Source organism: Acinetobacter sp. UC24323, assembly GCF_024151445.1.
GTDB lineage: Bacteria > Pseudomonadota > Gammaproteobacteria > Pseudomonadales > Moraxellaceae > Acinetobacter > Acinetobacter baumannii.
Map to the genome: position 1 here is coordinate 47,679 of NZ_JAHIBY010000004.1, position 19,581 is coordinate 67,259.

General features: G+C 38.2%; 17 protein-coding genes. 6 read left to right on the forward strand and 11 right to left on the reverse strand.

Going from position 1 to position 19,581, the window contains the following annotated elements; translation table 11 throughout:
* Window positions 1–4 precede the first annotated feature (4 nt).
* A complete protein-coding gene (locus KNQ97_RS07030) occupies window positions 5–439 on the forward strand; it encodes a YbjQ family protein (RefSeq protein WP_000429224.1) in 435 nt (144 codons plus the stop codon).
* Here KNQ97_RS07030 and KNQ97_RS07035 read toward each other — a convergent pair.
* Genes KNQ97_RS07035 through KNQ97_RS07045 form a run of 3 tightly spaced genes read right to left on the reverse strand, consistent with a single transcriptional unit; the run spans window position 436 to window position 2,434 of the window.
* Window positions 436–870: a nuclear transport factor 2 family protein gene (locus KNQ97_RS07035; protein ID WP_253612007.1), complete on the reverse strand. Its 435-nt coding sequence runs from the start codon at window positions 868–870 to the stop codon at window positions 436–438. The genes KNQ97_RS07030 and KNQ97_RS07035 overlap by 4 nt on opposite strands.
* A 54-nt stretch (window positions 871–924) precedes the next feature.
* Window positions 925–1,731, reverse strand: a complete 807-nt coding sequence (locus tag KNQ97_RS07040; protein ID WP_001086059.1) for an SDR family NAD(P)-dependent oxidoreductase — start codon at window positions 1,729–1,731, stop codon at window positions 925–927.
* A 25-nt stretch (window positions 1,732–1,756) separates the two neighbouring features.
* Complete coding sequence (locus KNQ97_RS07045; protein WP_000120756.1) at window positions 1,757–2,434, reverse strand: hypothetical protein; 678 nt, start codon at window positions 2,432–2,434, stop codon at window positions 1,757–1,759.
* 196 nt (window positions 2,435–2,630) lie between these two features.
* Between KNQ97_RS07045 and KNQ97_RS07050 the strand changes: the two genes are divergently transcribed.
* Window positions 2,631–5,510 (forward strand): valine--tRNA ligase, encoded by a 2,880-nt coding sequence (locus tag KNQ97_RS07050; protein WP_253612008.1) that lies wholly within the window; start codon window positions 2,631–2,633, stop codon window positions 5,508–5,510.
* A 188-nt stretch (window positions 5,511–5,698) separates the two neighbouring features.
* On the opposite strand, the gene KNQ97_RS07055 is transcribed toward KNQ97_RS07050, so the two are convergent.
* The 3 genes from KNQ97_RS07055 to KNQ97_RS07065 all read right to left on the reverse strand — a co-directional run bounded on the left by KNQ97_RS07055 (window position 5,699) and on the right by KNQ97_RS07065 (window position 8,504).
* Complete coding sequence (locus KNQ97_RS07055) at window positions 5,699–6,301, reverse strand: hypothetical protein (RefSeq protein WP_000913392.1); 603 nt, start codon at window positions 6,299–6,301, stop codon at window positions 5,699–5,701.
* A 183-nt stretch (window positions 6,302–6,484) separates the two neighbouring features.
* Window positions 6,485–7,501, reverse strand: coding sequence for a molecular chaperone DnaJ (locus KNQ97_RS07060; protein WP_253612009.1), 1,017 nt, complete (start codon window positions 7,499–7,501; stop codon window positions 6,485–6,487).
* Window positions 7,502–7,598: 97 nt separating this feature from the next.
* Window positions 7,599–8,504 (reverse strand): AEC family transporter, encoded by a 906-nt coding sequence (locus KNQ97_RS07065; protein ID WP_140982692.1) that lies wholly within the window; start codon window positions 8,502–8,504, stop codon window positions 7,599–7,601.
* A 116-nt stretch (window positions 8,505–8,620) separates the two neighbouring features.
* On the opposite strand from KNQ97_RS07065, the gene KNQ97_RS07070 reads away from it, so the two are divergent.
* The 3 genes from KNQ97_RS07070 (at window position 8,621) to KNQ97_RS07080 (ending at window position 11,846) form a co-directional block, all read left to right on the forward strand.
* On the forward strand, window positions 8,621–9,505 hold the full coding sequence (locus KNQ97_RS07070) for a LysR family transcriptional regulator (protein WP_000144730.1): 885 nt from the start codon (window positions 8,621–8,623) through the stop codon (window positions 9,503–9,505).
* A gap of 302 nt (window positions 9,506–9,807) precedes the next feature.
* Window positions 9,808–10,995 (forward strand): ammonium transporter, encoded by a 1,188-nt coding sequence (locus KNQ97_RS07075; protein WP_002001094.1) that lies wholly within the window; start codon window positions 9,808–9,810, stop codon window positions 10,993–10,995.
* A gap of 152 nt (window positions 10,996–11,147) precedes the next feature.
* On the forward strand, window positions 11,148–11,846 hold the full coding sequence (locus KNQ97_RS07080) for a phosphatase PAP2 family protein (protein WP_253612010.1): 699 nt from the start codon (window positions 11,148–11,150) through the stop codon (window positions 11,844–11,846).
* Window position 11,847: 1 nt separating this feature from the next.
* Here the strand turns inward: KNQ97_RS07080 and KNQ97_RS07085 are convergent, their stop codons facing one another.
* The 5 genes from KNQ97_RS07085 to KNQ97_RS07105 form a co-directional block, all read right to left on the reverse strand.
* The gene (locus tag KNQ97_RS07085) at window positions 11,848–13,182 is read right to left on the reverse strand and encodes an ATP-binding protein (RefSeq protein ID WP_097355389.1); all 1,335 of its coding nucleotides are present in this window, start codon (window positions 13,180–13,182) and stop codon (window positions 11,848–11,850) included.
* Window positions 13,183–13,207: 25 nt separating this feature from the next.
* The gene (locus tag KNQ97_RS07090) at window positions 13,208–13,882 is read right to left on the reverse strand and encodes a response regulator transcription factor (protein WP_000161505.1); all 675 of its coding nucleotides are present in this window, start codon (window positions 13,880–13,882) and stop codon (window positions 13,208–13,210) included.
* Window positions 13,883–13,896: 14 nt separating this feature from the next.
* Entirely contained in the window at window positions 13,897–15,546 is a 1,650-nt protein-coding gene (locus tag KNQ97_RS07095; RefSeq protein WP_253612011.1) for a phosphoethanolamine transferase, read from the reverse strand.
* A 178-nt stretch (window positions 15,547–15,724) separates the two neighbouring features.
* Complete coding sequence (locus KNQ97_RS07100; protein ID WP_253612012.1) at window positions 15,725–17,029, reverse strand: DcaP family trimeric outer membrane transporter; 1,305 nt, start codon at window positions 17,027–17,029, stop codon at window positions 15,725–15,727.
* A 545-nt stretch (window positions 17,030–17,574) separates the two neighbouring features.
* Window positions 17,575–18,822 carry an MFS transporter gene (locus KNQ97_RS07105; RefSeq protein WP_253612013.1) on the reverse strand — a complete coding sequence of 416 codons (1,248 nt, stop codon included), beginning with the start codon at window positions 18,820–18,822 and terminating at the stop codon, window positions 17,575–17,577.
* Window positions 18,823–18,949: 127 nt separating this feature from the next.
* Here KNQ97_RS07105 and KNQ97_RS07110 point away from each other — a divergent pair, with 127 nt between their 5' ends.
* Window positions 18,950–19,576 (forward strand): lysophospholipid acyltransferase family protein, encoded by a 627-nt coding sequence (locus KNQ97_RS07110; protein ID WP_000434847.1) that lies wholly within the window; start codon window positions 18,950–18,952, stop codon window positions 19,574–19,576.
* Window positions 19,577–19,581: the final 5 nt, after the last annotated feature.

Genomic DNA, 19,581 nt, shown 5'->3' on the forward strand with positions numbered 1-19,581 from the left:
GAAAATGGAAAATCTTATTTTTCAGCTTGTTATTTTTCTCATTCTTTTCAGTATTGGTTGGGCTTTTGGTCGCCATATTGAACGAAAACATTTAAATGAGCTTCTAGAAAAAGAGCAACAATTTGCCCATATCAGAATTGATACCAATCGTTTTGCCACAAGCGACCAGTTGGGACATTTTATTAGCAGTAATGTGGTTATTTCGCATGACTACTTTAAATATGTACTGGCCTCTATAAAAAATATTTTAGGCGGTCGGCTGACCAGTTATGAAAGTATTGTTGAACGTGCTCGCCGCGAGGCGATTGTACGACTAAAACAACAAGCTCAAAGTGTCGGTGCCAATCACATTATGGGAGTTCGGCTGAGTACAACCGAACTGGGTATGCAAGGTGGAATGGTAGAGGTATTTGCCTACGGAACAGCAGTCAAAGATTAACACTGCCCCATAGCAGAAAAATGTATACGCGAATTGCCAATATTTTTAGTTAAGTGTTGGCAAATTCCGGTAATTTTCCATATGCCCTGTTGTTTTGCCAAAGTAAAATAATAGCGACCAAAAGAATGAAAATAATCATTTTCCGAAAAACGATAAATTTGATAATTACATTCTAACCATGCTTGATCTTGTTCAATCCGAATAAGAGGATTGCTTAAATTGTGCTGTAGCCGCAAATGTGACAAAGCTTGTTGCCGTGAACCTTTATATTCATGACAAGACACCACACATAAAGGCTCCCCTCTAAACTGCAAATAGTCCACCTCAAGTTGATCGGCTAACAACTCATCAAACGCATCCCAATTTTTCTGGTCAAAGACCAATTGAAAACGCGTAATGACCTCTAAAATACGATGGTAGTCTTGATCCATGGTGAACCTTCTATGCGGGTTTTTCCATCAATTTAGCACGGCGAAATCTTTTTTTTATTTCACTTTTGTTTTCCGGATCATTTTATAGAGTAGTTTCGGTGACATACGGGAAACCATCACGCCTAATTTTTCTTTAGTACCGCCCACTACAATATATTCCTGTCCTTGCATTAATGCCTTAACTGACTGTTCTGCAAAAACATCGGCTTCTAGTCCATTTTCGATTGCTTCGTCTTGATGGCCTTGAGGTTGCCCTGCACCATTTAGTGCATTAAACGAAACATTAGTTTTTACAAAGCCCGGGAAAATAACCGAAACTTCAACACCCTGATCGGCAACCTCAGCACGTAAACTGTTAGCCCACATGTGAATAGCAGCTTTAGCAGCCGAATAACTGGCACGGTACTGCGTACCTAAAAGCCCTGCTACACTCGACACAAATACGACTCGGCCAGACTTTTGTTTAAGCATGGTCGGTAACACAGTTTTGGTTAATGCGACTTGTGAAAAATAATCGACTTCCATAATGGCCCGTTCTGTTGCCATTGTGGTGTCTTGAATAAGAGCACGTTGACTTAAACCCGCATTATTAATAAGCCAGTCAATTCGTCCTTTTGCTTTTAAAATCTGCTCATAAGCCTCTTGAACTTGCTCTTGATTGGTAATGTCTGCAACTACCGACAAGTGCTGATCCGGATGGAGTAAACCAACGCGAACTTCTTCTAACTCTTCAAAGCGACGCGAAGTTAAAATCACTTGAGCACCTTGCAAAGCAAACTCACCAGCTAAAGCTTTACCTAAACCGGAAGATGCTCCCGTAATCCACACCACTTTATTTTGCAAAGTATCAAGTTTGGCCATTTTAACTTCCTATTATCTTTTTAAATTATGCTGCTTGATGCATGAAGGCCAAAAAGTGGTTGATATAGTGAGTTGCGGTCGTTTGATCAACCTGCGTCCCCAATTTTTCCAAACGTTTATAGCCCAAATGCGTTGTCATATTAATGACCCCATTTAGGGTTTTATCGACAACCAAATTAAATTTTAAACGTTTTTTAGGTTCACGTACTAGGCTTGTTACACCTAAATCCACAATTTGAATTAAGGTCTGAAAAGCTTTTTCTACGCTTTGCATATTGCCCTCACGTATTTGTTCCGTCAGCGTTTGGGCCTGTTGTACAAGTTGAGGTGTGATCGGGTATGTAATATAAACCTCTTGCTCACGTTCTTTCATGAGTGAGGTCATATAATCAACTAGAGGTAAAAGTCTTTCATTACCGAAAAAAGAGACTGACCAAGGCATATATTTTCGGAAAGTATCTAAAATTTGCTGAAGAACTTTCTCGGACTCATACCGCTGCTTTTCAGTCATAGTCGAGTTATCTTGCTCATCCTTTAACAATACAGAGAAAACTTGCTCAATAATTTCACACGACAAATCGGAAAGAACATCCCCCAATACTTTCGACTGGCTTTCTCTTACCCCAGCATGTAATTTCTCTCGAATTGAAGCAAATTGGGTATAGGTTGAATCGGAAATCTTTAAAAAAACTTTGTAGCTCATGTGTCGCATCCCTTTTCAATTCTTTTGTAATTTTTCTGCCGTGCCGCTACACGATTAAATTGTGATCCATGCTTCATAAATCTACCGTTTTTTGAAAAAAATACAAAACCGTTTATCTGTTTTCAGCACATTAATTTCGAGGCAATTTTTTGCTACAATAGATGCAATTTTTTATGCATATTCGATCTAAGCTACTATGACTGACGCTCAAACCGCTCAAAATATTGCCACCACCTACGATCCAACCGAGATCGAAAAGAAGTGGTACAAAACGTGGGAAGAACAAGGTTACTTCAAACCTTCTGGTCACGGTGAATCATTCTGTATCATGATTCCACCACCAAACGTCACTGGTAGTTTGCACATGGGCCATGGCTTTAACAATGCCATTATGGATGCCCTCACCCGTTATAACCGTATGATGGGTAAAAACACTTTGTGGCAACCGGGTACTGACCATGCTGGTATTGCAACTCAAATGGTTGTTGAGCGTCAACTTGGCTTACAAGGTATCACTCGTCACGACTTAGGCCGTGAAAAGTTCATCGAAAAAGTTTGGGAATGGAAAGAACAATCTGGCGGCACAATTACCAAACAAATTCGTCGTTTAGGTTCGTCTGTAGACTGGTCACGTGAACGCTTCACGATGGATGAAGGTTTATCAAACGCCGTTAAAGAAGTATTCGTTCGATTACACGAAGACGGTTTAATTTACCGCGGTAAGCGCCTAGTAAACTGGGACCCTAAACTTCAAACTGCGCTTTCTGACCTTGAAGTAGAAAGCAAAGAAGAAAAAGGTTCACTTTGGCACTTTAAATATTTCTTTGAAGATAAATCAGTTAAAACTCAAGATGGCAAAGACTATCTCGTAGTTGCAACGACTCGTCCTGAAACTTTACTTGGTGATACTGCTGTTGCTGTTCACCCTGAAGATGAGCGTTATGCGCACCTTGTTGGTAAAAATATTGTATTGCCAATCACTGGTCGTTTAATTCCAATCGTTGCTGACGACTACGTTGAAAAAGACTTTGGTACGGGCTGTGTAAAAATCACCCCTGCTCACGACTTTAACGACTATGAGTTAGGTAAACGCAATAGCTTGCCAATCATTAATATCTTCAACAAAAACGCCGAAGTTTTAGGTGAGTTTGAATATATTGCCAAAGCTGGTGAACAAATTTCTAAAACCATTACTGCACCTGCAGACTACGCTGGTTTAGAGCGCTTCGAAGCACGTAAAAAATTAGTTGCTCAAGCGGAAGCTGAAGGCTGGTTAGACCAAATCCAACCGTATGACTTAAAAGCGCCACGTGGCGACCGTTCAGGCGTGATCATTGAGCCATTACTTACTGACCAATGGTACGTAAAAATTGCTCCGCTTGCTGAGCCTGCAATTGAAGCAGTTCAAGATGGCCGTATTAAGTTTGTTCCAGAGCAGTACAGCAACATGTACATGGCATGGATGCGTGACATTCAAGACTGGTGTATTTCACGTCAGCTTTGGTGGGGTCACCGTATTCCAGCTTGGTACGATGCTGATGGCAACATCTATGTTGGCCGTAGCGAAGAAGAAGTTCGCGCGAAAAATAACATCGCGGCTGATGTTGAGCTTAAACAAGACGAAGACGTACTTGATACATGGTTCTCATCTGCACTTTGGACATTCTCAACTTTAGGCTGGCCAGAACAAACGCCTGAACTCAAAACTTTCCACCCGACTGACGTGTTGGTGACTGGTTTTGACATTATCTTCTTCTGGGTTGCCCGCATGATCATGATGACCATGCACTTCATGAAAAATGAAGATGGTTCATCTCAAATTCCATTTAAGACGGTTTACGTTCACGGCTTGGTACGTGATGGTGAAGGTCAAAAAATGTCGAAGTCTAAAGGTAACGTTCTTGACCCATTAGACTTGATTGACGGTATCGATTTAGAAAGCTTAGTCGCAAAACGTACGACTGGCCTAATGAACCCGAAAGATGCTGCGAAGATTGAAAAATCAACGCGTAAAGAATTCCCAGAAGGCATTAATGCTTATGGTACTGACGCAGTTCGTTTCACGTTCTGTGCCCTTGCAAACACGGGTCGTGACATTAAGTTCGACTTAAAACGTGTTGAAGGCTACCGTAACTTCTGTAACAAAATCTGGAACGCAACGCGTTTCGTTCTGATGAATGTTGAAGGCCAAACTGTTGGTACCGACGCTCGTCCTGATCTTTGGGAACTTCCAGAACAATGGATTATCAGCCGTCTGCAAAAAGCTGAAGCTGCTGTACACCAAGCGTTTGCAACGTATCGTTTAGACCTTGCTGCTCAAGCGATTTACGACTTTATCTGGAATGAATACTGCGACTGGTACGTTGAGTTAACTAAACCAGTTTTAAACGATGCAGAAGTTTCAGAAGAACGTAAAGCAGAAGTACGTCGCGTGTTGCTTGCTGTGATGGAAGCTTCATTACGTTTGGCTCATCCATTAATGCCGTATTTGACAGAAGAAATCTGGCAAACACTTGCACCAATGCTTGGTCAAGGCGGCCCAACCATTATGACTGCTCAATATCCTATTCCTGAGCAAGCAAAAATCAATGAACAAGCTGAAGCAGATATGCAATGGCTTCAAGGTTTGATTGGTGCAGTACGTAACATTCGCGGTGAGTTAGGCTTAGGTAATGCGCGCTTGTTGCCAGTATTACTTCAAAACACATCTGCCGCTGAACGTGAACAAATCATTCGTATTGAAGCATTGTTCAAAGCATTGGCTAAAGTTGAAAGCATTGAGTTCTTGAATCAAGACCAAGAACCACCTTTATCTTGCTCTAGCGTTGTTAGCCATGCATCGGTATTTGTACCAATGAAAGGCTTAATCGACCCTAAAGCTGAGCTTGCTCGTTTGCAGAAAGACTTGGATAAAATCCAAAAGCAACACGACCAAATTGCGGGCAAACTTGCAAATGAAGGCTTTGTATCTAAAGCACCAGCAGCGGTTGTTGAAGGTGAAAAAGCGAAGCTTGCTGAGTTTGCTGCTCAGTTAGATAAAGTTAAAGCGAATATGGAGCAAATTGCTGCGCTTTAATACAGTAGTTTGATTCAAAAAAATCCCCTCTTAGTGAGGGGATTTTTGTTGGAAATAATTACAACTCAGTTCAGAAAGACATATATTTTCAAGCTTTGATATAAACCTATTAGATAACCAAGTCAAATATTGATCAAAAATATAAGTTCAATAAAATCTTAACCTATTAATTTAATGTCTTAAAAATATCAATCAATTTTATACACACTAAATAATAGTTTTCCATTTGCAGAGATTGCCCAATATAAGTGATCATTTTTCTGACTTTCTTCTAAAATAATGAATTTATTTTGCTGGCAAACTTGTTCAACTAAACCAATATTTTTTTCTGAACCATACACATTAAAAGAATCATGTCTTTCAAAATCATCATGATCCCTTAGCAATTCAGGTGGTTGAACATAATGAATGTTGGAGTTAAATGTTTTCCAACGTTTTTTTATAGTTGGCTTAATACATTCAACTGTTGAATAGGTAATTTTCTTCTGGCCTTGCAACTGCTTTTTAGATAAAAAATTTACTTTAGTTTTATTATCTAAGGGATAGACTACAATCCAATAACCTTCGTCAGATGAATCTAGCCTTTGATAAAAAAATATTGATTTTGTCAGATTAGGAAAGATTTTATGATCATATAAAATACTATTTTTCAATCTTTTCTTATTTAAACTCTCTTCAAAAAAATTATCCGCCATACATACTAAAAAAATTATTACAATTAAAAAACTTACAATTGAAATAAAGACATAAATTACTAACATTAAAATTATACTTAAAAATTTTTTTAGCATAAAAACTCAACTTCAAAACTAGAAAAGGCCCCCATAGGCCTAATTTCTTAGAGCTATATTAAATAGCCCCCAATTTTTTAAAATTCCCCAAATCATCACTACTAATATCACAGCACCATATAAATTCTGAAAGTTAATTATTGGTGTTATTAATTAATAATTTTAGAGAGTTTGCCAAAGAAACTAAAGCGCCCCATGCCCCAACAACGTCTCTAACCCACTCACCTTTTTCATATGCTTTAAACGTTCCTTTTCCCACTTCACCTGCTGCTTTAACTCAGCACAGTCAGTATCTACAGCTTTATACACATCACTGATATGCACATGCTCTGCTTTTACATTCTTGGCTAACTGAAACGAATCTAAAATCTCGGCAATTTGACTTTCAAGCTGCTGACTTTGTGCATCCAAAGCCAGTTTATAAAACCTCAACTGCTCCGCAGATAATTCTTTAGTGCCTAGCCCTTTATTCTGTTCAAGCTGTAACTGGAGTTTGAGTAAATAAAACAAATCCTGCTTTTCGTAGGCCTGACTTGCTTGTTGGAACAGCTCAGTTTTTTCTTCTTTTTTGGTTTCATCCTGCTCACGGTCTGGGTGAATCATCGCGGCAATTTTTAAATAAACTGTTTTGAGTGACTGGGCTGCCATTTGCTCAGCTTGTTCACGTTTTTGTTGCTGTCTTTGCTGTTTAGCTTGTTCCCGCGCTTGTTGTTGCTCAGCCGCATACCGTTCAAAGTCTTCTTCTAACTCTAAACCTTGATCAATGCTTTCTTCATATTCAGATTTTATTGACTGAGCTTTTCTATTCTTTTTTGCCGATTCCGCTGCATGTTGCTGATAAAAGTTATCGATCTGTTTTACTAACTCCACCTGTTCAGCAGATAACATTTTTGAGCGCTTCAACATGTGTGCAAGCTGGGCAATTTTTTCATCGAGTTGTAGTATATCCGCTTTGGAAAACTCATGGCTATGTAACATATTCCAGAGTTGCTCTAACTGCTGAAATAGCACTGCATGCAAATCGCTATATACAGGCATCAGTTTTTGCCGAATGTACTGTTGAATCTCAGCTTGTGCATTTTGCCATGTGCTCAGACTAACTTTTTGCTGTTCTATTTTATCAATCAGGCGATTCAGTTTTTTCTGCTGTGCAGACGGTTCAGACCTTTGCTGCAAGCTCACTTTGAGATCAAAGGACATACTTCATTCACCTGAAAAAGAAAAAAGTGTAGCAATAATCAGATGAGGAAGGTAGCAAAGCATTCTTTAAATATGAGTCAGACTAAAGATTTATATCTTAAGAAATCCACCAAATCACTAATGGCAAGGTTACAGCGGCACATAGAGTTTGAAAGCTAATCACGGCTGCCATAAGCTGACTATCACCCCCCAAAACTTTGGTTAAAATGTATGAAGCAGAAGCAGTCGGTAGCGCAAAGAAAATAACTAAAATTTGCGTTTGCAAACTTGGTAAATCAAACCACATGCAGACCATATAAGCCAAAGCAGGTACTGCTAAAAGTCGTGCAAACGTGTCTGCCGCCAATACCACAATGTCTTTTTTAATTTGCATAAACTGTAAAGCTGCGCCAACACATAACAAACCTAACGGCAAACTCGACACTGAAAAAAGCTTAATAAACTGAGTAAAGCCTTCCCAAATCGGGACATGAAGCGCATTAACTGCTGCCCCAACCACACACGATGCAATTAATGGATTTTTAAGAAGAGCAATCAAAACAGGTTTAATTGCCATGTGTTCTTTAGAAGTTAAAGCAAGCACCGAAATAACATTCACAAGCGGAATGCAAAGTGCCAATAAAATTGCCAGAATTGCCATTCCTTCACTTTTAAAAAGCGAAGTGACTAAAGCCAAACCGATATAGGTATTAAAGCGAACCATGCCTTGTACGTGCACACCAAAACGTGCAGGCGGTATGTGCCAAAACATTCGAAGTATGTATAAAAAGGCGGTGACTGCCAAAACTACAATCAACATCGCAATGATGGCTGTACTCAAGCTTTTTAAGTCAATTTTTGCAGTCGAGAGCGTACCAAAAAGCAAAGCGGGAAATAAAATATAGTAATTCAGCTTCTCTGCCCCAGCCCAAAACTCATCGCTAAAAAAACGATATTTTTTAAATAAGTATCCCGATGCAATTAATGCAACTAAGGGAAAAAGAGATAAAACAATACTATTCATTTCTTTACTCGAGTTTTGTTGGGGCTTGCTAGTTTGGGAACTACCTTGGCTTACTCATATATTAAAGATAATGAAAACTCATGATAAAATGAGTTTTTACTCATAATAAGTACAACATGACATTTACCCAGCTTGAAATTTTTGCACTCATTGCTGAACTAAAAAGCTTTACTGCTACAGCAGAAAAGCTGGGAATTTCACAATCGGCAGTTTCCCATGCGCTTAAATCATTAGAACAACAATGGGGCATTAACCTGATTTCAAGAACTCAAAGCGATATTGAGCTGACGACGACAGGACAGCAGTTATTAACCCATGTAAAAGAGCTGTTGAGTATTTCCGATACCTTAGAAAAAGAAGTGGCTGCAATCCATGGTTTAAATGAAGGCACATTACGTATTGGATCTTTTGGAGCTTCATCATCTATTTATCTATTGCCTGAAATTTTAGAAGCCTTTCGGCAACGCTACCCTAAAATCGAAATTTATATCGATGAAGGTGAAGATAAAGAAGTTGCTCAGTGGTTATTAGAGCGACGCATCGAAGTTGGTTTTTTGATTATGCCAGATGAGCGTTTTGATACATTTCCCTTAATTGAAGATCGTTTTGTGGCCCTAATTCCGAGTGGTTACCCGCTCGCGCAGCAACTCTATATTGATCCAGCACAGCTAGAAAATTGTCCTTTTATTATGACAATGGCGGGTAGTCGACATCAGGTCGAATTAATTTTAAAAAATTTTAATGTCAAACCAGATATCAAATTTTATGTTTCACAAATTCTAAGCATTGTGAGTATGGTCCACAACCAGTTAGGGATTTCGATTGTCTCTGATATGGTAATCACCAAAGAGTTACTCTCGCTTTATCCAAACGTAGTTAAACGACCATTTAAACCAAACCTTAAACGTTCTATTGGTCTTGCAGTAAAAAATAAGAAACACATCAGTCCAGCCGTAAAAGCATTTATTGAAGTTGCTCAAGAGGTTTGGTCCGATCATTAATTGAATATAGATAATTTTTAAAAATTTAATAACGATCTCTTTCAGATCAATTTATCAACATATTAGATGACTTGTAACGTAAAAAGTGCCCTTATTGCCCTATCTTGAATAAAACAACGCACCATTTATCGCCAAAACCCTCCATTTCAATCCAAATTGGTGCGCTTATTGCATATTCACTTTTATGCAATTGAGTTTGTTTCGACAAACTTAGGTTTTTAGATTCCTTAAATCTATTTTGGTGCAATTTACAGACCCAGATTTGTTCCAAAATGGAATTTAGCACTTTTTTCGAGCATGCTATGCAAAATGTAGATCTGTTTTTCTTATTACTTGGTGCAGTTTTGGTTCTTGCCATGCACGCAGGTTTTGCATTCTTGGAACTTGGTACAGTTCGTCACAAAAATCAGGTGAACGCGCTTAGTAAAATTCTGACTGACTTTGCCCTCTCCGCAATCGCATATTTCTTTGTTGGCTACTACATTTCGTATGGTCAGCACTTCTTTCATGATGGTACGGTTTTATCCAATGATCATGGTTATAACCTTATGCGTTGCTTCTTTTTACTCACTTTTGCTGCGGCCATTCCTGCCATTATTTCTGGCGGTATTGCAGAACGCGCAAAAATGCGTTCACAAGCGATTGCCACACTCGCATTGGTTGCGCTGGTTTATCCGTTCTTCGAGGGAATGGTCTGGAATGGCAACTACGGTCTGCAAAAGTGGTTAGAAACAACTTTTGGCGCAGCTTTTCATGATTTTGCCGGTTCAGTCGTAGTACATGCTATGGGCGGTTGGATTGCACTTGCTGCTGTCATATTGTTGGGCGCACGTTCTGGCCGTTATAAGAAAGATGGTCGTGTAAGTGCTCACCCACCTTCTTCTATTCCATTTTTGGCACTTGGTTCATGGATTTTGATTGTAGGCTGGTTTGGCTTTAACGTCATGAGTGCTCAGCGTGTTGATGCAATCTCTGGTCTCGTTGCGATTAACTCACTTATGGCAATGGTCGGCGGAACGATTACAGCAAATGCGATTGGAAAAAATGACCCTGGTTTCTTACACAACGGTCCACTTGCGGGTTTAGTCGCTATTTGCGCAGGTTCTGACATTGTTCATCCAGTCAGTGCACTTGTGATTGGTGGTGCAGCGGGTGCCATGTTCGTGTATCTATTCACCTATACACAAAATAAACTCAAAGTTGATGACGTTCTTGGTGTCTGGCCGCTACATGGTGTATGCGGTGCATTTGGTGGTATTGCCGTAGGTATTTTTGGTCAAAAATGGCTAGGTGGTTTAGGCGGCGTATCATTCATCTCTCAGCTCATCGGTACAGCACTCGCGATTGCCATTGCACTGGCTGGCGGTTTCATTGTTTATGGCATCCTTAAAGCGACCATAGGCATTCGCCTATCTCAAGAAGATGAGTTCCGTGGTGCAGACTTATCTATTCATAAGATCTCAGCAAACTCTGAAGAAGGTATGTTTTAATACTTTCTAAAGTGCTTAAGGCGACGATACTATTCGTCGCTTTTTTATTTTTTATGGAAAATTGAACTTCTTTCACCAGTATAGTTTAAGAGCAATTTAAGGTTAATTTTATGTAATTAGTCATACCTATTGTCGATTGATATTGCATCAGAATGACTAATCAAAAACTTTTTTTCCAAATTAATATTCTCTTTCTTTTTTTCAGTTTTTTTATTCTTCTATTTGTATTTCCAGTCGGTGGGAAGATTGATATGTACCTCATCCAACCTTGGATTGATTCAACAGGTCATTTTTTCAATCGGGACAATTGGTATCTTGAAAGACTTAATCATGAAATTGTAAAACAAATCATCACCGCCGTTTATGTTATCTTTTTTGGTTTATGGCTTGCGTCATTTAAATTAAAAAAATTAAAACCTTATCGCTGGCAATATGGCTATATGTTTTTTGTCAGTATGCTCGGTAGCAGTATAGTTGGCCTAATAAAGTCACAATCTGCTCACGCCTGCCCTTGGAATATGGTTCATCCTAATACTTTAGGAAGCTATATTTGGGACTTTAGCGCTAAACATGGCCATTGTTTTCCAGGCGGTCATGCAAGTGCAGGTTTTATTTTAATGACAGGTTATTTTGTTTATCGTCTTGAACAACCTAAACGTGCTTACTTTTATTTATTCTCCGGTATTTTATTAGGTTTCATGATGGGTTGGGCGCAAATGATGCGAGGAGCACATTTCCTAAGCCATAACTTATGGACAGGTTGGGTCATTTGGGCAGTAAATATCTTATTTTATGCCGTTTGTATTCGCCGCTTTGAGTTTGAAAAACGAATCAAACAAGAACTTGTCTAACTCAAGTCCTTGTTTCGTGAACATGTAAAATCTTTGGAAGTTTAACCAAAACTGAAAGTCCACCAAGCTCTAAACTTCTGTCTAGTGTCAAAGTCCCACCTAAACGTTGAGTTGCTCGGTCAACAATGGATAGACCTAAACCACTCCCTACTTCAAGATGGTGATGTACACGGTAAAAACGTTTTAGAACTTTATCATAATGTTCTGGGTCTATTCCTGCACCGCTATCTTCAATTTGAATACATGCGTAGTGATCTGGATCGGTATAAACTGAAATATTAATAACACCCTGATGCGGGGTGTACTTAATTGCATTATCAATTAAATTAAAAATAATCGAATGTACAGTAGGTTCAATACTATGCATTTCGATGGGTTCATTTCTGACAAAACCTAAATCGATTTCTTTTTGCATAGCCAAGTTGACCAATTGCTCCACACAATTTAATGCCACATCATTGAGTTGAAAATATCCAGTAGGCTCGACCATACTTAAAGTTACATCTTGCTTTGCCAATGCTAAAAGCTGAGTCACCAAATGCTGAATACGTGCCAAACCCTTGCTTAAGTTTTGCAATGATTCATGCTCAGGGAACTGGCTTAGCAAAATCTTGGTTTGTAAGTTCAATGCAGTCACAGGTGTTCGTAGTTCATGAGCAGCATCGGCAATAAATTGCTTCTGTTCATTTTGAGCTTTAGAGATGCGCTCAAAAAGACGATTCATTTCGTCAATAGTAGGTAAAAGCTCTTGAGGATAATCATGTACTTCAATTGGGGTGAGTTCTTCGGAATCGCGTTCTTTTAACTCATTTTTAAAATCATCTATTGGTTTTAAACCACGACGAATAATGGCTGCTAAAGCAAATATTGCAAAAGGTAAAATAATTAAATATGGAATAAACATACTGCCCGCAAGCTCCCAAGCGAAAGCTTCACGAACCCTCTCTTGCTGACTGACCTGAATCTGGTAATCCTTCAAAGGTAAAACATAAGTTCTGACTATACCTTGAGCGGTTTTATGAGAATAAAATCCCGCTTGCTCAACAGGTGGAACCAGCAAATGTAAATGATGAGACAAATGGGCCTGATCCTTATAAGCCCAAATATCGATAAACAGATCTTCTTCGTGGTAAGTTTTATGAAAATCAAACTTACTGCTTACAGTTTTTAAAGGGTGCTCAGCTGTTCTTTCCGCTAAATACTTCATTTGAGTATCTAGAATTTCATCGACTTCTTGAAGTGCAACCTTATAAGCACTAAAAATTAAAATACAACCTAAGATGACACTGAAAATTGAGGTGCCCCAAATCAGTCGTTTTTTTAATGAATAATGCACTTTTATGAAGTCCCGAAATTTTAAATTATGATTGCCCCAAACGGTAGCCCAGTCCTCGGATGGTTCGGATAAAATCTTTACCCAGCTTCGCTCTTAAATGGTGAACATATACTTCAATAGTATTACTGGTCACATCACTATCAAAATCATATAACTTATCTTCTAAGTTGGCTTTAGAAAAGATTTTATTTGGGTGAGTCATAAGTGGAATTAAGATTGCCCATTCACGATTTGATAGATCAATGCGTTGACCTTTAAACGTCGCAATATGCTGTTCAACATTTAAAACCAGATCACCACTTTCTAATAGTTGATCTTGACTCGCAAGTTGAGCTTCTACTCCACTACGGCGTAGTAATGCATGAATACGGGCAAGCAACTCATCAAACTCATAAGGTTTAATTAAATAATCATCTGCACCCAAATTTAAACCATCGACACGGTTTTGTAATTGATCTCGAGCAGAAATAATTAATACTGGTGTTGCTGCTCTTTGACGGATCTGCTTTAAAACTTGCATACCATCCATCATAGGCAATCCTAAATCCAAAAGAATAAGATCAAATTTAGTCTTCGCCAATTGAGCCAAACCATCTAAACCGTTATTGACCCATTCCACCTCAAATTGATGATATTGCAGCAACGTGATCGTTGATTCTGCAATCATAAAATCATCTTCAATCATCAAGATTTTTGTCATGTTCTAGGCTCGCTTTAGTTTACATGGGCACAAGAGTGCAACATGTCCAGTTGAGGGTTGATGACCTGAGTTTTTACATCCAGCAAACTTAACAAACTTGGGAATAAATTATCCTGACTTAACTTTTGTTTAGTTTGTTGGCTTAAACAATTCACTTGAGCAAGATTATGTTGTTTCCAACTTTCAGAGAACCACATAATCATTGGTACATGTGTTTGTTGGCTCGGTGCGATTGCATAAGGTGAACCATGTAAATATAAACCATGTTCTCCGGTTGATTCGCCATGATCAGATAAATACCATAAACCTGTCTGATACTTTGATATTTCTTTTAGAGTATTAATCATTTGGCTTAATACATGGTCTGTATATACGATTGTATTATCATAACTATTTAGCAATTCGGTTTGCGAACAGCCCTGTATCGCATTCGTATCACAAGTGGGTTTAAAGGGTTGATATGCCTCAGGCGCACGCTTGTAATATGCAGGTCCATGACTACCCACCTGATGCAAAACAATCAAACGTGGGCGATCATCATCTTTGGCAATAGTAGCCAAATACTGCTTTAAGCTGTCAATGAGAATGTCATCATAACATTCGCCATCTTTACACCATTTTCTCTTTAAGTTTTCTGGAATCTGGTATTGTTCAACGCGATCACATGCACCTTTACAACCCGAGTTATTATCAATCCAAGTCACTTGGTAACCCGCACGTTTTGCAATATCTAATAAACCTTCGCGGTGACTAGCTAATTGCTCATCATAATCTACACGTGGCATACCCGAGAACATACATGGCACAGAAACTGCTGTCGCCGTACCGCATGAGCTCACTTGCGAAAAGTTGAAAATATCTTGTTTAGAAAGCTCCGGATTCGTATTTTTTGCATACCCATTTAGAGAGAAACTTTCGGCACGTGCCGTTTCACCCACAACAAGTATCATTAACTTAGGGAGGTTCTTTTGTACGCGCTGAACTTGATGAGCATCTTGTCCATATATCACAAGAGGCAGATTTTTCTTCGGAGCCTTCTTATGATAGTAAGACATAAGCGATGAAATACTATTTTGCGGTGAAATCATCCCTTTTAAATCACGATGCTCACGAAATATTGCAGCAAAATCGACATAGTAAGTAAAAAGTAAAACACCAACCACAGCAAATGAAGCTACCAGTGAAAATACTTTCTTCAATAACAACCGTGATACTTTTTCTTGTTTAAATTTAACCTGAGTAATTAAAAAAATGGGTAAAATAACAAAAAAAACTGTCCATAAAACAAAGCGTAAAGAGATTAAATCGGTAACTTCCGACACATCGGTCTGCACCATATTTTGAATTTGGTCGGGTGAAATAATGACACCCAATGTATTTACAAAATAAGAGCTAAAACCACCAATAAATATCAATAGAATTGCAAAGATTTTGGCAGTCCATTTCCAATTTAAGATTTGTAAAACCGCATAATAGGTAGCAACAAGAATGACGAGAGTAGCCGCTAAAAACAAAATAGCCTTTACTCCAAAATATGGAGTTAAAGTATGAACTTGATGATAAAAACCAATATTTAAAATTGCACCTAGCCAAATGGCTATAATGAGATTAAACATAAACAGGGAAATCTGTTTATTTCTTAAAGTTGAAAAAAAATTCAGCATCGTGAGTGACTACAATCTTTTTATGATGCTTTAATGTAGAAATTGAAACTTAAAAATGACTTAAATAAAAAATGATCTAATTCAAAGGCCTTAATACATCATTTTTTTTAAATTTAACAAATAAAAAGACGAGGTTAAGTTTAACCTCGTCTTTTCTATTTTTAGCTAAAAATCGTTCTTAGAAACTATATTTAGCCATTAAACCAACACGGTTATCTTTGTAAGACTTACCAGCAAAGGTATCACGCTTACCGTTTACATACTCAACGCCTAAATCAATTGGTTTAACTGGCGTATAGATAAAGTTGATCCACGCTTGTTGAACTTTTTCATTTCCATCTTTATATGCTGTTGCATAATCAGTGCCATCATCAGAGAACTGAGCACCATACGCTAAAGTAGAACGTAAGTTAGGCAGAATCTTATAAGTTCCACCCACTTGTACTGCTACAAATTCATTTTGCTCAATAGAATTCCCATCTACTGCGTAAGGAGAGTTACTACCATACAAGTAACTATTATCACCCACAACATATGATGCATCAGCAAAGAGTTTTAAAGGATCAGACACTTTAAAGTCAGTACCAACTGCAACGCCCCAACCAGTTTTATCATCATCAGCAAGTTGTGATTTATAATTTTCTACAAGAACACGAGCTGAAGCAGAACCTCTGCCTTCTGCATAGCCTTGAGTGATTTTAGCAGTTAATGCTGGTAGGCTATACTTAATACTATCACCTGTTACCGAAGTAGTACTATCACCTTTTTCAGCAGAAACAAATAATTGTGTAGTTGGGCCTAGTTTGTAGTTATAGCGTACTTGAGGTACACGTTTAGTACCACCACCAATGTTTGTCGAGAAGTCGATCATTTCTGGTGCATGGTTAGATAAGAAGTTTGAAGTCGTTTGACCAAACAACCAGTTGTTATAGGTTAAATAAGCATGGCGAATACGCAATGAGCCATTTGAATCTGTGGTTGAACCAGCAAAATCGACTTCGATTTTACCACCAACTTTGTCGTCTCCAACAGGTGTATTAAAATCTAAACCGAGGCGTGTTGTTTTAGCAGTCGCACGTAATTTATCATGTGTTTTACCGTCTGACTTACTTACATCACCAAAGTCGTTATCTGCACCTTCAATAATATAGTTAGCATCACCACGAACAAAACCATAAAGGTTCACATCAGCGCCAGCTTTAGATTTAAATCCTGCTAATGGAGACACTGGTGCTGCCACAGGTTGAGGTTGTGCTTTTACTTCAGCTAACTGTACTTGCTGTTGCTGCTGTACTTGTTGCTGTTGTTGCTGTACTTGACGTTGTTCTTGAACTAATGCTTTTAATGCTTCAACTTCTTGACGAAGCTTTCGAATTTCCTCTTTATCAGAAGTTGCCGCATTTGCCCCACTCATCATTAAAGCTGTTACTGTAATAGCTAAACTTTTAACAACAAACGATTTACGATTAAGGAATAGATCCATCAAAGACTCCTAAAAATATATTTTATGCTGCCTGTCCATGCCAAGTTGACTCGTGTGACCATTAAGCACTAAAGAATCAACCATCCTCCAAATTTGATTGCATTAATTTTATTACCGCAATCAAAACCAATTTTAACGCTGGGTAAGATTAAAAATTCCGGTCCAAAAGAATCAGCATTTACTTTTTGGTTTACAGAACCTTTACCTTAACTTCATGTTGTAACGAATCCTACACAACTCTCTTATCTTATAGAATGATTAAATCATTATTTCATTATTCTTTTTTAGACTTTAGGCTAATATCCAATCTAAATGAATATTTTTTTGCCAGTCTTATTTGATTCACATGATTTTTCTTGTTATTTGCATCCACTTCTCTCCTTGCAGCTTCCTTTTGCTTTCCAAACAAGATGGCACAATTAATAAGTCATTTAAATAGCCAAAAATATACATTTTTAAAAGATTGGCTAAAAATATAAGTATGATTTTTTAGTGCAGCTTAGTTATATTTAAGTCTCTTTATTTCATCTACTTAATATTATTTTTTATACAGTTTTGGCAGCTTTCCATAAGTAAATAGGAATTAAAAAGAGTACCGCAATACTGACAATAGCTATCAAATAATGGAAATAACCAAGCGCATCTGCAATGACTCCACTAAAGCTATAAAGCCCTCCGCTGACTGTCGCCATGACTGAAACCTGAAAAGTAAAATCGGTACCCGCATAGTTTTTTCGACTGTAATGCATAACCAAAGTTAACATCACGACCAGTAGCATGGCAGCAAAGGCATCTTCCAGGGCATTTACGGCATAGATAAGCCATACATTTATCTTTACCTTTTGTTCATAAGCATAAGCCAAATACACATAGCCCCCTAAACTCATAATTTTTAATATTGAAAAAGCCATTAATGCTGTAGACCTAGAAATATGTTTTAACATCCAGCCAGCACTAAGTGCTCCCAATAAAGCAGCAACAGCCCCAAGCATGGTGATGTAAATACCAATCTGAGTAAAACTTAAACCCATATCCACCATTAAAGGTTTAAGTAATGGCCCGGCTAAACCATCTGCAACCTTAAAAGTTATAAGGACGATTAACCAAGAACGAAGTTCCTTATTTTGAGAGAAGTACCCCAAGTAAGCTTTAATCTTTGTAACTAGACTTGGTTGGCTATATTGATGAGGTGAATGAGAAGTATGAGATGGCTCTTTAAATAGTAAAATAGGTAAGGTATTAATAAAGACTAAAGCGGCTAATAATAGAAAAGTCGGCTGCCATGATAACCAGTCTAGGCACCATAACACGGCTCCCCCGCCCACAATAAAACCAAGTCGTGAACCTACAACTTGAAAAGTATTTCCCCAATGTTGCTGATCGTGTTGCAATAAATTGACCGCTAAAGCATCGGTCGCGATATCTTGAGTTGCGCCTGTTAAGTTCATAAATAACAGCGTAATAAAAAATATAAAGAGATAAAGAGGCTGATCTAAAACTTGTATAGGGAAAAAAGATAAAATACAAAGTACACCCACCGTCAAAAACTGAGCAGGTAAAATCCAGCTACGATAGTGACCTAAATGCGAGATAGCATGTCGATCTACCCACGGCGCCCAAAATATTTTGATTGACCAAGGCAACATGAGCAGCCCAAAACCACCAATATGGGCAAGAGATACACCTTGAGCTCTTAATATGACAGGTAAGGCATGCGTCATAAAACCTACAGGCAAACCTTGTGCCCAATATAAGGAAAAGAGCAAAAGATAAAGATTTTGCTGTCGGAACATATATACCTACTTTTATTTATTTGTGCGGTAATAACATGAAATACCATGCGTGGTCTTACATTTTGCCAATGAAGCGCAGATTTCAAAAGATTAAGATAAAACAAAGGATGATTTAAAACTTAAAAATATGGAACAACATTTCCCTAATCTACCGTCTCAGGTTCCCCAACGTGGTAATGCTTTAAGTCGAGCATTATTTAAAAAACTCTTTTTGGCACAAGGCTGGACTATAGAAGGTGAAGTTCCCAACTTTCCTAAAGCTGTAGCCATTATTTCTCCCCACACCTCCAATATTGATGGCTGGTATGGTTTTCTTGCCATTTTTGGACTCGGTATTCAAATTACGGTGCTAGGTAAAGACAGTTTATTTAAGCCACCTTTTAAACGGGTTTTAGATTGGGCGGGCGTTATTCCTGTAAAACGTGACTCGGCCAATGGTCTGACTGAACAAGTCGTTGCGACTATTCAACAGTATGACAAGATCTGGATTGGAATGGCGCCAGAAGGCACACGTAAGAAAGCAAAAAAAATGAAGAGTGGTTTTTACCATATTGCTGCAAAAGCCAATATTCCTATTGTGATGTTTTCTTTTGATTATGACCGTAAGACTATTCACTGCTTAGGCTATTTAACTCCAAGCGGAAATTATGATGAAGATCTCGCCAAGATTTTTGAACGTTATGAAGGAAAAATATCACCGAAAAATCGTAATTGGCTTGCAGAGCCTTTACAAAATCTTGTGAAAAAAACCTAGCAAAA